This window comes from Psychrobacter sp. LFX-11D (assembly GCF_904846475.1).
In the GTDB taxonomy this organism is placed as follows: domain Bacteria; phylum Pseudomonadota; class Gammaproteobacteria; order Pseudomonadales; family Moraxellaceae; genus Psychrobacter; species Psychrobacter cryohalolentis.
Genome location: NZ_CAJHAV010000017.1, coordinates 51,859 through 67,648, shown reverse-complemented (window position 1 = coordinate 67,648; position 15,790 = coordinate 51,859). Strand labels below are relative to the sequence as shown.

Sequence of the window (15,790 nt, the reverse complement as noted above, 5' to 3'; positions counted from 1 at the left end):
TGCGCTTGGTATTCCCAATTGTCATCGTTGCGGTTACCGCAGACCTTGGCATGATGCAAGTGATAGATTTGGCATTGAACGACCCTAAAGAATACTCAGCAAGACTGATGGCGCATCATGCTGAAATATCAGCCTTTGGTGGTATCTTCTTATTGCTGGTCTTCTTAAACTTCATCTTTGATGATAAAGAAGTGCATTGGTTTAACTGGCTTGAGAGCCGCTTAGCAAAGCTTGGCAAAGTGGATGCCATGAGCGTCTTCGTTGCGCTTATTGTCCTGATGTTTGCTGTATCTTGGGCCAGTGCGGAACAAGCTTCTGCCGTACTGATTGCGGGTGTTTGGGGTATCTTGGTCTATCTTGGTGTCCAAGTTATCTCTGGTATGCTCGAGGGTGACCTTGAGGAAGACTTAGAAAATGAAGAGAAGGGTTCAGGTGCCGCAGCGACCAGCGCGATTATGAAGGGCGGTATTATCGGTTTCTTATACTTAGAAGTTCTTGATGCTTCATTCAGTTTCGATGGTGTGATTGGCGCATTTGCGATTACCAATGACGTTATCGTGATTATGTTAGGTCTGGCGATTGGTGCGATGTTTGTGCGTTCGATGACTATCTTCTTGGTAGACAAAGGCACACTTGATGAGTTCATCTATCTAGAACATGGTGCGCATTATGCCATTGGTGCTTTGGCAATTATTATGCTGCTATCAGTGAAATTCCATGTACCAGAGATTATTACGGGTTTGATTGGTATTGCCTTTATCGGTTGGGCATTGCTTGCTTCACTTAAGCATCGCAAGCAACAAGCAAAGGCGATTACTTAGTGTTGATTTTAGCTCAAGTTTAAACGCTACGTTCAAATTAAGAAAAAGCGCTTTGGTAGAAAATCGTAGTCATGACAGGTTATATCAAGCGATTGGTATGACCTGTTTTTTATACCTTTTTTACTTTATGAGTAATTCATATCATAAGGTTTTGTTTCATTGCTAGGTTCGAGATTACAACCTTAGTACCAACTTCAGTATCTAAGAAATTCATTTTTGATAACAATATCTTAACGATTGTTATCGGGACGGTTAGAAAGTATCAGATTTGCACAATTGCTATATCTGTTAGTAAACATAACGTCAGCGCACAAAATACGCCTTGCTTAGTGAGCAAACGCTTAGTATAGTAAATCGTAATGATATGCAGGGCATGACGTACAGATAGATTTTTTCTAACGGCGTCTATATATCGACCACTGCACTATTTGAGTTCATTTTTTATCAATCCACTTAATTATTAATCCAAAGGATATTTATATGGCTATTAGCTTAACAAAAGGCGGCAACGTAAACTTATCAAAAGAAGCGCCAGGTTTAACCAATATTACGGTCGGTCTAGGCTGGGATCCACGCGCGACCGATGGCCAGGATTTTGACTTAGACGCTATCGGCTTCTTAGTTGATGAATCTGGCAAAGTCCGTAATGACCAAGATTTTATCTTTTTCAATAACTTAAAATCAGATAACGGTGCAGTTGAGCATACAGGTGATAACCGTACTGGCGAAGGTGCTGGTGATGATGAAGCCATCAAAGTAAATTTAGCGAGTATCCCAGCTGACGTTAGTAAAGTTGCCTTATGTGCCATCATTTATGAAGGTCAGACCCGTAACCAAAACTTCGGTCAAGTTGGCGATGCTTACATCCGTGTCGTTAATGACAACGGTGCCGCTGAAATTGCCCGTTATGACCTATCAGAAGATGGTAGCACTGAAACAGCCATGATTTTTGGTGAGTTATACCGTCATGGTAGTGACTGGAAATTCCGCGCGGTTGGTCAAGGCTTTAGCGGTGGTCTTGGACCATTAGCGGCTTCTTATGGCGTCAACGTTTAATCGTCTCATTGACTTAAGCGTGTCGCGAGCCAACTATCGTAAGTAACTATTTATTTACGAGTTACTTACGAGATCTATAAGCCATCAAGTGTGTTGTTTAAGACATTTGATGGCTTTAAATTTAAGTGGCTATGAATTTAAGTAACTAATTTAATATCTAAATGACATTGACAGAAGTTATTTGCTATACCCTCTACAGATGGACTCATAAAAATATTAGAACAAGGACTTTTGACCTATGGCTGCAAAGTTTAGCTTAATTGGTACTATCGAACCTTTTTTACATTGTAATCTTAAAAAAGGCGACTCAATCTATTGCGAAGCCAACGCCATGGTGATGATGGAATCAAACCTTGAGCTAAAAGGTAAATTGCAAGGTGGACTGATGCAGTCATTGATGCGCCGTTTTGCTAACGATGAGTCACTTTTTCAACAGCAAATTGAAGCGGTAAACGGTGAAGGTGATTGCTTGCTGGCACCAACGCTCGATGGCGATATGCAAATCATTGATTGCGGCAAACATCAATATACCTTGAGCGATGGTGCTTTTGTCGCGGCGCAAATCGGTGTCGATATCAGAGCCAATATTCAACGTAATCTAGGTGGCGCAGTCTTTGGTGATACTGGCGGCTTTATGGTCATGCAGACACAAGGTCAAGGTCAGGTAGTGGTATCGGGTTTCGGTTCATTATTTGAGATTGATGTGACGCCAGATAAAGACGTCATCATCGATAATGGTCATGTGGTCTGCTGGGATTCAACGCTTGATTATAAGCTCTCTGTATCGACCAGTAAGAAAAAAGGCATCATGAGTAATATTATCAATTCAGTCACCAGTGGCGAAGGAATGGTACTCAACTTTTCAGGCTCAGGCAAAGTTATTATCTGCTCACGCAATCGTGACAGCTATCAAGGATGGCTACAAAGCATCTTGGGCACCAGTTCAGGTGGTCGTGGCGGCAATAGCGGATTACTTGGCAATATTTTATAGCAATTTCTCATACAACTATTATAAGGATTATCACATGGCAGTTAGTTTACAAAAGGGTCAAAAAATCTCCCTAAGCAAAGAAGCGGGCGGCGAGCTTACTCAAGTAAAATTGGGTTTAGGCTGGGACGTTGCCCAAGGTCCACAAGATAAAAAAGGTGGATTCTTAGGTAAATTATTCGGCGGCGGTAGTGGCGGCGATTCTATCGATTTAGATGCATCATGCATTATGTTCGATAGCAACAAACAGCCAGTTGATGCCATTTGGTTTAGCCAATTAAAATCGAAAGACGGCAGTATCGTGCACACTGGTGATAACCGCACTGGTGACGGCGATGGTGATGATGAAGTAATCAATGTTGATTTATCAAAAGTTCCAGCTAACGTAGTATCCTTGGTATTTACCGTCAACAGCTTTACTGGTCAGACGTTTGAGACAGTAGAAAATGCGTTTTGCCGTATCCTCAATGCCAATAACAATACTGAAGTAGCACGCTATAATCTGTCCTCACAAGGTACGCATACGGCGATGATTATGGCAAAAGTTTATCGTCATAATAATGAGTGGAAGATGCATGCCATCGGTGAAACGGCGACTGGTCGCACTTTCCATGACTTAATGCCTGCTATCACCCCGCATGCTTAATATCCATAAGTGTCATTTTTGAAATGATATCTTATTATTAATAAGATATCATGTATAAAAATAAGCCCATCTAACAATAGATGGGCTTATTTTTTATATCTATCAAAGTATATAAATAGAGTCGTTACTTACTGCCACGTTTCCAGCTAAAGCCCCAATTAAAGGCTTTGTCCATCTCTTGATGTCCTTTGAAGTATTGGTTGATACGTTCAACGTTGATACTGCCTTGCTGATTGACCAGACGTGCAATGGCGCACATCGGTAAGTTACCTGTACCTTCTGTCAAACGCGTTTCAATCGGTGGCTGGTCGGGTACATGAATAGTCACTACCCCATCAGTTTGCGCCCAATTTGGTGCGCCTTCGTAAATGAAAGCAAAGATAAATACTTCTTCAATCTGTGACCACTGTTGCCCATTAATATCGAGCCATTCACCGCCGCTTACCTGTCCTGTTCTGTCATCGGCACGCAATAGAACGTATGGCGCTGACTGTAGGCTACCAAAACGACTTCCCAACGCTTGAATAAGCGTTTTTTCACCATTTTTCAGATGAATCATCGCACCAACATCGAGATCAATTCCACCAGCTTTATGCTGCTTAAATAAATCGCCAAGCAGTCCTTTTTTGGGTGCTTGCTTGCTGACATCTGGACGTTGGTTCCAGTCTAAGTTGACCGATATTTTGCCAAAATCATCACGTTTCTTGAGATTGATACTAGATTGATTTTTGGTTAAAGTAATTTTACTTAGGTTGATTGAAGGATTGGTAGAGCCAGCAGGAATCGGCGGTGGCGTAGTTGTCTGAGGCGCACTACTAGCTTTTTGCGTATTGATTGGTCGCTGCGTATTAATAGGCTGAGCTTGCTCTTGTGACTGATTTTGTATAAGGCTTTGAGCTGGTGCTTCATCGGCAATCTCTACACCGAAATGCTCAGATAAAGGTTTTAAGCCACCTTCAAAACCTTGAGCGATAAAACGAAACTTCCAATTGCCCTGACGACGATAACATTCCGCTAAGATAATAGCTTTTTCATTACGCCCAACAGCACTTAATTGGCAAGTTATCAACACTTGACTGCCTTGTAGTACTTGAATATCCACATCACCGACTTGAGCCAACGTCTGCGCACTAGAAAACGCTAATGCAATTTTTTCAATACTTGCTGGCTGTGCAGGTAAATTGATATCAAAAAATCCATCACTGTCATGACCGCGAAAGCTCACGCTACCATCATCGCTACGCGTCTGCCCATAAAATATCATATCGCCATCGCCGCGCACTTTACCTTCAGTCGTCAGGCGATATGCAGCGCAATCGATGGCGCTTTGGCTTAAAATACGAATGCTAATATTATCCGTTGGCAGCGGCGCGTTAGCACCTGCAATTAAAGCTTGAGGTTGACTCATCATTTATCCTTTACGTTATTTATTATTTACTTATATGAGTGATGTTAACTATCGCCATATAGTAGCATGGATGGCATTACAACCTTAATCAGAACCAGCATCTTATAAAACATCATAAAAAAAGTAAAAATTCTTGATGCTATTTAATTGGAAACATTTATAACATCTAGCATTTGTATATAATAGAGCCCGTTATGTATAAATGCCATGTCTGAAATTGTTCGATCATATATTAAATTGCTAATCACTTTATGATGACGATATCGAGTGATCCACAACCCTATTATTTAAGAGAGTGCAAAGAGAATTATGGATAACCCTGTTAACAATAGTCATCATACAAAGTTAAGCGCTGCTTGGTTGGCTGAAGGTCAGTCAAGCCAGCGTGATATGTTAGCTAGCCTGCAAACCCTAAAAGCTCAATCTAGCATGCCCTTTCATATCGTTGCCTCACATCGTCATAATAGACCTGAGATTTTTGAATTTGCCGACATCATCTACCGCGAGCCTTCTATTAGCACCGCAGATAACAATGAGCAAGCAGTGCTCGAATCTGTTGAGGCATTGATGCCGCGTTGGCAATTTGTGTTAGAACAAGCTCAGAAAAACAACGTGAAAGTGTTGCTTACTGGACGCAATGGCATTGATTACGAAGCTCATCGCGAAAAATTTGCAGCAGCAGGTATCCGTTTATTGACAGGTGCGACCAGCGTTGCAGCACTGGAATCCATCGATGATAAGTTTGCCTTTATGCAGCAGTGCCATGAGCATGATATCCCTGTCGCAGATGCATGGCGCTTTGATACTGTCGCAGAGCTTGAGACTTTACTTGCTAAACATGGTCATCAGCCATTATGTGTCAAACCAGTGACGGGTATTTTTGCCCAAGGATTTTGGCGCTTAGGTAAAGTTAAAGAGACGGGTAAAGAAGAAGGTGAGCAATACGACAGTTTCGAGCATCTATACTTTACCGAAGAGAAGAAAATCAATACCGCACAATTTATCAATGCTTATACCAACAGTCTTATGGTGCATGAGCGCCCGATTCCCATGTTGCTGATGCCTTATTTATCAGGACAAGAATACTCTATCGATGTCGTCTGTGAATACGGCGAAGTGTTGGCTGCTATTACTCGTTATAAAACGGGGAAAATTCAGCATATTGGTTATGAGCAATCAGTCATGGATGTGGTCATTCCACTGATAAAAACGTTCGGCTGTGATGGTATCGTTAGTGTCCAGACTAAAGCGGATGATAATGGTCATCATCGTGTGCTTGAGATTAATAGTCGCCCCTCTGGTGGTATTGATTACACCACTCATAGCGGTGTAGATATAACTCAAGTTGGTTTTGCTTATTGGCTCGGTTTAAGTAAGAAGCCGAAACTGGCAGATATCGCACAGCAAATTATACCGTGCCAAGTACGCTCAATTATGGTCAGCGTAAAGATTGAAGATGATGCTACTGAATAAGTAAAATCAACGATAAAAAATTGAAAGATCAAAGGAACATGAATGCCAAACAAGCAACACAGCACGACCATTACCCTACCTCGCGGTACGCTTGATCTGACCTATCAGACCAACGCTGCTAGTGGTAACAACGACCTTAAAGAAAGCAGCCATTATCAGCTAGAAGATTTGCTTGATTTTGCTCAACGTATCAACCCAAAACGGGCATTTTTGTTTGTCTCAAAAGTGTTAGGTCGTCATATTCCGGTGGCACCAAGCATCATGCGTGATGCCTTTACTGATTTGGCAAACTTAGTACCTGATGATTTGCCTGAGCCAATTTTGGTCATCGGTATGGCAGAGACGGCGGTTGGCTTATCTGCCGGTGTGCACCAAGCGCTACAAACGCGCTATCCACAAGCGTTGCTGCTGAATTCTACTCGTCATGCCCAGCATGATGACAATAGTAGCGATTCTTTATTGACCACTTTTAGCGAAGACCACAGTCATGCCAGTCAGCATCTGATTTATCAAAGTGCCGATAAAATGACGCAAGCGCAACTATTTGCCAGTAAAACGCTGATTATGGTTGATGATGAAGCATCAACGGGTAATACTTGCGTTAATGTCGTCACAGCATTACGTGAAGCTGGGTTGACCCAACTAGAGCAAGTGCATCTCACAACCTTGGTTGATTGGTCACTAAATCAGAATCAAAATGAGTCTGATGCAAACGCCAATGATACGATTGCCACCCGTCTGCCAAACATTGATTTTCACCGCCATCATTTACTATCTGGCGCTTGGAAATGGACTGATGCGCCCAACCCTGAGCCTATCATTATGCCATCGGTTGATACGACCGAAGCTGGTAGTCAACCTTTGGGCAATACCGGTAATTGGGGACGCTTTCCAACGCTAGATAGCACGAATGGCTTTGCGGATTATCTAGCAAGTTTCCAAACTGCATTTGCAAGTTTTGATGGCCAAAACGCATTTAATAACGCTCAATTGCCACAAAAAATATTGGTACTAGGCAGTAATGAATTTGTCTGGTTGCCATTTTTATTGGCGGAATGGCTTGAGACACAGACGAATTTAGATAACAGCAATAATACGGTGAATTTTAGTGCATTAACCCGCTCACCGATTGCACTTGGTAGCGGTATTGGCACGATGTTAAGCTTTCGTGATAATTATGGCCTTGGTATGACCAATTTTGCTTATAACGTTGAGCCGAATGAGTGGGATTTGATTGTATTGTGTGTGGAAACGTCGGCTGATAGTGTGGATACCATGTGGAAAGGTTTGGATAATGTGTTGGTGGTGAGTCCTAAATAGACGCGCATTTAACGTGCATATTATGAGCTACTGATAATGGATTGTCATAGTCGTAATATGAACATCTTTAGAATATTTATTATATCTTTCTAAAACAAAGTTTACTTATATATGCCTGTGATTTTACGGAGGTTAAATACCTCATTAATAACAAAAAAGATGTCCATAGCATAAAAAAATTCATATTTGCACTGTAGATACCTTGCACAACCTCATATTTACCTATATATTCGGTCTATTCATTTGCTTATTCAGTGTCAACATATCAACTATTAGAAGACCAAACACTTGAGACACACCATTTTGGGGTGTCTCAAATTCTGATAATTTGTCATGACCTGAAATAATTTGAATTGATAAATACTTTAAAAGGAATTAAAGGTTTATCGATTAGAGTTCGATTTACCTTGATAGAGGAACCTACCAGTGGCGAGTTATTTATCAACGATGAAGCCACCACAAGCTATAGCAGAAGTGCGCTTAAAAATTTGCGTACTGAGATTCAGATGGTGTTCCAAAACCCTTATGGCAGTCTTAATCCACGTCATACTATTGGCTTTCAGCTGACCGAACCGTTAGACATTCATACTACGCTGAGCAAAAAAGAAAAACTCACCAAAATCCATGCAATGATGAAGCACGTTGGTTTGCGTCCTGAGCATACCGGTCGCTATCCGCATATGTTTTCTGGCGGTCAGCGCCAACGTATTGCTCTTGCCCGTGCCATGATGCTCAACCCTAAAATTGTCGTCGCTGATGAGCCGACGTCAGCACTCGACGTCTCTATTCAGGCACAAGTACTGAATCTATTTATGGACTTGCAAGACGAATATCATACTGCCTATGTCTTTATCTCGCATAACCTTTCTGTCGTACGCCACGTAGCAGATGACGTGATGGTCATGTATTTAGGCAAGGCCGTTGAGCACGGTGCTAAAGATGCTATTTATAATGATCCTAAACACCCTTATACCATCGCTTTACTCTCAGCAGCGCCCTCAGTGACGGGTCATAAAAAAGAGCTGACTCTACAAGGCGAATTACCTAGTCCGCTTAATCCGCCAAGTGGCTGCGCACTTCATAAACGCTGCCCCTATGCCAAACCAATATGTATCGAAATTGAGCCTGAGCTACGTGAATGGGAAGGACGATTAGTCTCTTGCCTAAGGTTAGAAGAAATATATGGATAACTGGCTGCGGACTTCATAACTATTGTCTCTATAGTGAATTCAGTATTAAAACGATACAGCGGGACTGGAATAAATTTTACGCAGCCTCTGTCGGCGTAGGCACAGCACGCCAGAAAAATTCATACCAGTTCCGCGTTGCAATATAGCGTATCTATTTTATTTGGAATCGACTCTATCAGTTTAATACCGTCCTATTATTCAAGAAACCTCACTTTAATAAACTCGGAAAATTTCACACTGAATTTTCTGAGTTTATTAAATCGATGGTTATAATCAGCCACAAGCCATTTTTAAACTCTGTCATTTAAGCTTATCTATCCAATCCTAAATTGGTTAAAGCCAATCCTCTTGCGATAATTCTGCACTTTTATTACCGATTTATTCTGACCTTTTTTATGATTATCGTTATACTGTCTGCATTTGGCTAAAGTCTGATAAATAGGTAATGCTCAGTTTTGAAAAACAGCGCTGCACCTCCCTTACAAATTCGTATCCAAGCCATCTATAAACAGTCTTATCATCATTTTATCTTTGGAAAACATAATGACCTTCCCATTTTTCCAGTCTAGTCCAAACATTGTAAAGCCATATGCGCTGATGGATTTGGACGATACGCTCTTTCAAACTCAGCGTAAAATTGATGCATGGGAATTACCCACTACTGAACCTGAAACTTTGGTTTGCGCCACTGTCAATAAAAAAGATGAGCCGTTAAGCTTTATGAGTCAGCGCCAAACGGTTTTTTTTAATTGGCTACTATCCAGCACTGAATTGATAGTCGTCACAGCACGTGATCGTCAGGAAATTAAACGCGTCAAACTGCCCTTTAATAGCTGGCAAGTATTGACCCATGGCGCGGTCATTTTAGCGTCTGATGGTGAGCTACTAAGCACGTGGCAGCAGCATATGTATAACGCGCTTGCTCCAGTACAAGATAAGCTCAGTCAGCTGACTGAGTTGGTCAATAGTTATAGACCAGAAAGCGATAGTACTCATAACGACTTAAAGCTCACCCCGCATAAAGATACTTTTATCGATAGTGAGCTAACCATTTATCTGGCGATCAAACACAGACAAAAAGACCATCAAGCATTGGCAGAGTTAGCCACACAATTACCAACGCTCATACCAGATTTTGATGAGATTTTTTATGTGCATGTGAATGCTAATAATTTAGCAATATTGCCGCATGCTATTCATAAACATCATGCGGTACAATTTTTATTGGAACAGCATTTGGATCATCAGCGCCCAAGCTTCGGTTTTGGTGACAGTCTGGCAGATCTGCCATTTCTGCAATTACTTGACTGGTACGGCATGCCCAATCATGGACAGCTACATGAGAAATTTGCAGCTAAATGATGAGCGCTACCTTTTATTAAATGATATTCTGCTATTAATCTATTATTAAACCGTCATCAAACGAGTACAACTATTTCTACTATGACTTCAATCCATTCTAATATTAAAACAGCCGATTTATCACAATATGGCTCAGGCAGCTATCTTGCTAGCGATGTCACTGTGCTGCTCAATATCGTTGATAAAGATGCCGTTGCTGATGTGCCTGTCAGTCAAAAAGAAGCACTGATTCAAAGTGGGCAGCGTCATTACTCTGATATGCTGACCTTGGAAGACGCGCCAAGTGCCATGCATGAGCAGCTATATATCGAGGCGTTAGAGCAGGGAAAAGTAAGAGCAGCGACTGATATTACCAATTTGGCCCATACGCTACAGCAAGTTTTTCAGCCAAACGTCAATAATGAGCGCCCGTTAATATTAGTCAGTCTTGTGCGTGCCGGTTTACCAATAGGCGTGCTGTTACAACGCGCATTAGCAACTGCCGATAGCAGCTACTCTCTACCAAGTGTGCATTATGGCGTCAGTATTATACGAGATCGTGGTCTTGATCCAGTTGCATTAAAAATGATATTAAATAATCATCCTCATAGCCCGATTGTATTTGTCGATGGTTGGACAGGTAAAGGGGCGATTTATCAAGAACTGGCGCATAGTCTAAAAGCCTTTGCCGATCCTAACCACCCTAGCTTTGCCAATATTTTCCATCAAGGTCAGGATGTTATACCGCTACTGACCCTTGCTGATCCGGCTGGTGTTGCTTGGCTGGCTGCTAGTATCGATGACTGGTTGATTCCGTCAGGTTTATTGAATAGTACTGTATCAGGGCTTATATCACGCAGTTTATATACTGAGCCAGAATTGGGGCTGCATCGCAGTGTCTTTTATGATAATTTGATCAGTGTAGATCATAGTCTGGCCTTTATTGATTGTATCGATGCGACAAGGTGTACATTAAACACGCCTTTGAAATGTTTGCCAACACATAAGCAACCTCGCTATCAAACGGCCAAATTAGTCGATAGCTTGGCTGCTGAGTATAGTATCAGCAATCGTAATCGTATTAAACCGACCATTGCTGAGGCGACACGCGCGATACTACGCCGCGACCCTGAACGTATTTTGTTAGCGAGCGCTGAGCACCCCGACACTATATTATTAAGACATTTATGTACACAGCGACATATCGCTATTAGCGTACTAGGTGATAAAATACTGCCTTATCAAGCGATTACCCTTATTAAGCAGCGCGCTACAGACGATTAATAACTCCTTATCTTTCTACCTAATCTTGAAACCATACTTTTAGACCCATTCATTTACCACTATTTACGATGCCCATTATGTCAGATATGCCAAAAAACGAGTCCCACCTTTATCAAAACACCCAGTCTTACGCGCATCTGATTACTGAGCGTCATGCTATGCTCAAGCCTAACATGCATCATCCGTATCAGTTGGGAGCGAGCTTATATATGCCAGCGACGCGCCAAGATATCTGGCAAGTGATCAAGCGTGATAAATTACCGACGATTAATAGTATTATCATCTGTCTAGAAGATGCGGTCAGCCACAATGATGTTGAGTTGGCACTTGAGCGCTTGCAGACGCTGCTGTATACGTGGGCGACGCACGTTGATAGTATCAATGAGCCGACACAGCAAGCTGAAACACAACAAACCAAGATACAGACTGAGCAGCCAACGCGTCCGTTGGTATTTGTACGTCCGCGCCATCCTGCCATGTTAGAGCAGTTATCGGGCTTTACCCATATTGATTTGATTGATGGTTTTGTGATGCCAAAAGTCGATATGTACAGCCTATCTAATTGGCGCATGGCATGCCAGAATCTTAGTACTGACATGCTATTAATGCCGACGCTTGAGACGGCAGCATTGTTTAATCCACATCATAATCAAGAGCTGGCGATTGGTTTCAAAGAAGCTTTTAGCCAGCCGGTATTTGCTTTGCGTATTGGTGGTAATGATTTATTTGCAGCACTGCGTTTGCGCCGTCCTAAGAATAGCCTTGTCTATGACACACCTGTTGGTACACTAGCCTACCAGCTGCTTGGCTGTTTTGTGCCATATGGTTTTTATCTGTCGGCGCCGGTGTTTGAGTATTTGGATGAGCCTACGTTATTTATGCAAGAGTTGACGCGTGATGTCAGCTTGGGGTTGGTCGGAAAAACCGTTATTCATCCAAGTCAGATTGCTTTGGTACAGCAAGCATACTGCGTACCGCTTAGCACTTTAGATGAGGCACAGGCGATATTACATAGCGAGGCAAAAGCGGTCTTTAAATATAATAATACTATGCTAGAGCCTGCTACCCATCGTGCTTGGGCAACCGAAATCGTCAATAGAGCTAACGTTTTTGGTACCATTAATGATGGCAATAACGACTATACAGCGCGCTTATAAATTGTAAACACTCCTTTTAAAGCGTTAAAAAAGCCGTTATCAAATCCATGATAACGGCTTTTTTGCTACATTTTTTGCGATAATAAACGCTGTCATATCAGGTATATAGATCCGCAATGAATACTATATAAAGTTTACCAGAAACTTATTAATGGCTTTATTAACTTGCTCCGGCTCTTCAACCGTTGCCGTATGCCCCGCACCTTTAATCACCACCAGCTTAGAGCCTGCTATCGCAAAGTGCATGCGCTCAGCTTTTGCATACGGTGTTGCCACATCTTCATCGCCAACGATGATAAGCGTCGGTGTCTTGATATCACTGAGCTGATCATACGTTGCAGAGCGCTCAATCACGCCAGTAGTTGCCTTGATGACCCCGCCCTTACGATTGCTTTGCAACATAGACAACCACTCTCTACGGTCAGCTTTACGCGATTTATCTGCTAAAAAACTGCTACCAAACATTATGGGCATTACTTTTTGGCTGACACGCTTCATGCCCAACCAACGAATGGCTTTAATCAACTTGCGGTACTGTGGCACGTTTTTAGGATCTTCAGGATCAGCAGAAGTTTCAAGCAGCGTCAGCGATAGCAATAATTCAGGACGCTTTAACGCTATACGTTGGGCGACAAATCCACCCATTGATAGTCCTAAAAAATGACACTGCTGAATATCTAGCGCATCTAACAACGCCAGCGTATCTTCAGTTAAGGTTTCCATATCATAGCCAGATTTGGTAATTTCAGACTGACCTTGTCCCCGAAAATCAAACGCAATACAGCGATAACCCGCTTTAAAATACTCGACTTGCTTGTCAAACATACGCGTATTCCATAGCAAACCATGGGCGAATACCATGATGGGCTTTTGCTTATCGTTTGGCGCGCTGTCTTCATAATAAATATCGATATCATTGACATGAATCATTGGCATAACCACTTCCTTGTTGGTGTGATAAAAAATAAAACCTTTTGAAATCTGTCTTCTAGAATAATTCAACCCTCTTACAGATAGTAGCCTTATTTTTGAATGATAGGTTTTATACCTTTGGCAATAGTGATAGCAGCAAAAAATGTTATTCAAAACGTGCCTTAAGCGCGCACAAATCTCGCTTTTATAATAAGCTCAAACTGCTATAGTAATTAGTATTGCACTATTTGTTTTACTTACTGCCGATATAGTTGTTCCAATTTTAAAAGAGTACAACACTACTAAGGTTAATTATTCGCAGCCTCTGTCTGCGCAGGCACAGCAAGCAAGAAAAATTAACCTCAGTAGTGCTTTATAACATGTATATTCCTTTTATTCAGGCATGACTATACCAGTATTTTATTGCAACCATTATCTAGAACATCATCTTAAGGATATCCAAAATGTCACAAGCTCTCGTCGAATACCAAGCCGAAAACCATATCGCTACCATCACAATGAACGATGCTAAAACCTTGAACGCCTTTAGCACGATACTCAAAGATGCCATGATGGCAGCATTGACCAAAGCCGATGAAGATGAACAAGTACGAGTCATTGTCTTACAGGGTGCTGGCAATAACTTCTCAAGTGGCGGGCATATCGGTGAGATGTTGGAAAACGGTATGGAAAGCGAGGCATTATCGGATAAGCTAAACTTTATGGTTGGCGAAGTCGCTGAGATTAGCTTAAAGCTGCGTAATATTCATAAGCCTATTATCGCCAAATTAGAAGGTGCAGTTGCTGGTGCTGGCATGAACTTGGCGCTGACTTGTGACTTTCGTATTGCCGCTGAAAATGCCAAATTTGTACAAGCTTTTGTCAATATTGGTCTGATTCCAGATGCTGGTGGTATTTACTTATTGAATCAATTGATTGGCGTCGCAAAAACGACTGAAATGGTCATGCTTGGCGATAAGCTCAAAGCGGAAGATATGGCACGCTTAAACTTAGTCAACAATGTGGTTAGTAACGACGAGCTGGATGCGAGCGTACTGGCATTGGCAACGCGTCTGAGCAATCTACCCGGCAAAGCATTGGCATCGATGAAGCACATGATTAATACTCATGCCTATATGGGTCTTAATGAAGCATTGGATATGGAAGTAGAACAACAAACGATGCTTGCTAAAACCGATGATTTTAAAGAAGGTATTACCGCATTTATGGAAAAACGTAAGCCGGTTTATCAAGGCAAATAGTACGCTGATGACACTGTTCTTTGCAATATCATTAAAAAGGCTGCCAAGGTGCAGCCTTTTATTTTGGGTAGAGCTCTATAAACAACGAATATCCAAACAATAGATATTTACAGTAATTTACAGCAGTATTACTATAGTTGATCCACTTTTAAAAGAGTACAGAACTAATGGGGTTAATTATTCGCAGCCTCTGTCTGCGTAGGCACAGCAAGCAAGAAAAATTAACCCCAGTAGTGATTGATAATATTTGTACTTCTTTTATTTAGGACTGACTATACTTATCAAGAAGCAGAAGCACTTTTATAGTGATGTGGTAAGGTAAATATTTTGTCAAAACCCAAGGTAAAGAAAAAAGTATAAATCAAGAAAAACAGCAGTAGCACGGCTTCCATCATAAAGGCTTTGATAAAACCAACATCGTACCAAATCATATACACCGGCAGGCAAATCAAAACCAAGCCGCCTTCAAAACCTATCGCATGGGCACTACGTACCAATAACGTGCGCTGCGGCACCTGCTTACGACGTTCCCAGTTTTCAAATGCCGTATTGTAAATAAAATTCCAAATCACCGCTGCCAATGAGACCATCACGGCAACTGGTAGAGATTCTGCGGCGCTGCTGTTACTCAACAGCATAAGAACCAAGGTAGATGAAATGATAGCAATGATTTCAAAGACAGTCACATAGACGATGCGACGTTTGAGTGGGGATAAAGTAATCAACCAAAACTCCAAAGCACTTGAGCGTAAACAAAAAAGTGCCTATCAAAGTATCGGTCCGTCCCGAGATAGAAAAGGATAAATAACATACAGAGCCACGGTTTCCGCCTGCTCCCATATTATACATAAGATAATAAGAGAAACCAGCCATTGCTCACAGCAAAAAACCCCGCATCATGACGATACGGGGTTTTTGAAAACTTCAAAGCA

14 protein-coding genes are annotated in these 15,790 nt (G+C 41.7%); 11 read left to right on the top strand and 3 right to left on the bottom strand.

Annotated features, from left to right (window positions below):
* The 4 genes from JMX75_RS11530 to JMX75_RS11515 form a co-directional block, all read left to right on the top strand.
* Positions 1-821: DUF475 domain-containing protein (locus JMX75_RS11530; protein WP_201532249.1), on the top strand; the 821-nt coding region annotated here is incomplete at its 5' end.
* A gap of 480 nt (positions 822-1,301) precedes the next feature.
* Positions 1,302-1,877 carry a TerD family protein gene (locus JMX75_RS11525; protein ID WP_201532419.1) on the top strand — a complete coding sequence of 192 codons (576 nt, stop codon included), beginning with the start codon at positions 1,302-1,304 and terminating at the stop codon, positions 1,875-1,877.
* A 238-nt stretch (positions 1,878-2,115) separates the two neighbouring features.
* On the top strand, positions 2,116-2,868 hold the full coding sequence (locus JMX75_RS11520) for a TIGR00266 family protein (protein ID WP_201532418.1): 753 nt from the start codon (positions 2,116-2,118) through the stop codon (positions 2,866-2,868).
* Between the two features lie 34 nt (positions 2,869-2,902).
* The gene (locus tag JMX75_RS11515; protein WP_201532417.1) at positions 2,903-3,511 is read left to right on the top strand and encodes a TerD family protein; all 609 of its coding nucleotides are present in this window, start codon (positions 2,903-2,905) and stop codon (positions 3,509-3,511) included.
* A gap of 124 nt (positions 3,512-3,635) precedes the next feature.
* Here the strand turns inward: JMX75_RS11515 and JMX75_RS11510 are convergent, their stop codons facing one another.
* Positions 3,636-4,919: a TerD family protein gene (locus JMX75_RS11510; RefSeq protein WP_201532416.1), complete on the bottom strand. Its 1,284-nt coding sequence runs from the start codon at positions 4,917-4,919 to the stop codon at positions 3,636-3,638.
* A gap of 309 nt (positions 4,920-5,228) precedes the next feature.
* On the opposite strand from JMX75_RS11510, the gene JMX75_RS11505 reads away from it, so the two are divergent.
* The 6 genes from JMX75_RS11505 to JMX75_RS11480 all read left to right on the top strand — a co-directional run bounded on the left by JMX75_RS11505 (position 5,229) and on the right by JMX75_RS11480 (position 12,684).
* Positions 5,229-6,392, top strand: coding sequence for an ATP-grasp domain-containing protein (locus JMX75_RS11505; protein ID WP_201532415.1), 1,164 nt, complete (start codon positions 5,229-5,231; stop codon positions 6,390-6,392).
* A 42-nt stretch (positions 6,393-6,434) separates the two neighbouring features.
* Positions 6,435-7,712: a phosphoribosyltransferase domain-containing protein gene (locus JMX75_RS11500; RefSeq protein WP_201532414.1), complete on the top strand. Its 1,278-nt coding sequence runs from the start codon at positions 6,435-6,437 to the stop codon at positions 7,710-7,712.
* Between the two features lie 407 nt (positions 7,713-8,119).
* Complete coding sequence (locus JMX75_RS11495; RefSeq protein WP_265088694.1) at positions 8,120-8,902, top strand: dipeptide ABC transporter ATP-binding protein; 783 nt, start codon at positions 8,120-8,122, stop codon at positions 8,900-8,902.
* Between the two features lie 543 nt (positions 8,903-9,445).
* Positions 9,446-10,264, top strand: coding sequence for an HAD hydrolase family protein (locus tag JMX75_RS11490; RefSeq protein ID WP_201532413.1), 819 nt, complete (start codon positions 9,446-9,448; stop codon positions 10,262-10,264).
* A gap of 81 nt (positions 10,265-10,345) precedes the next feature.
* Positions 10,346-11,527: a cysteine protease StiP domain-containing protein gene (locus JMX75_RS11485; protein ID WP_201532412.1), complete on the top strand. Its 1,182-nt coding sequence runs from the start codon at positions 10,346-10,348 to the stop codon at positions 11,525-11,527.
* A 77-nt stretch (positions 11,528-11,604) separates the two neighbouring features.
* Positions 11,605-12,684, top strand: coding sequence for an HpcH/HpaI aldolase/citrate lyase family protein (locus JMX75_RS11480; protein WP_201532411.1), 1,080 nt, complete (start codon positions 11,605-11,607; stop codon positions 12,682-12,684).
* A gap of 123 nt (positions 12,685-12,807) precedes the next feature.
* Here the strand turns inward: JMX75_RS11480 and JMX75_RS11475 are convergent, their stop codons facing one another.
* Positions 12,808-13,620, bottom strand: a complete 813-nt coding sequence (locus JMX75_RS11475; RefSeq protein ID WP_181210976.1) for an alpha/beta fold hydrolase — start codon at positions 13,618-13,620, stop codon at positions 12,808-12,810.
* A 440-nt stretch (positions 13,621-14,060) separates the two neighbouring features.
* Between JMX75_RS11475 and JMX75_RS11470 the strand changes: the two genes are divergently transcribed.
* On the top strand, positions 14,061-14,858 hold the full coding sequence (locus JMX75_RS11470) for an enoyl-CoA hydratase/isomerase family protein (protein WP_201532410.1): 798 nt from the start codon (positions 14,061-14,063) through the stop codon (positions 14,856-14,858).
* Between the two features lie 281 nt (positions 14,859-15,139).
* Here the strand turns inward: JMX75_RS11470 and JMX75_RS11465 are convergent, their stop codons facing one another.
* Positions 15,140-15,583 carry a PACE efflux transporter gene (locus JMX75_RS11465; RefSeq protein ID WP_201532409.1) on the bottom strand — a complete coding sequence of 148 codons (444 nt, stop codon included), beginning with the start codon at positions 15,581-15,583 and terminating at the stop codon, positions 15,140-15,142.
* Positions 15,584-15,790 lie beyond the last annotated feature (207 nt).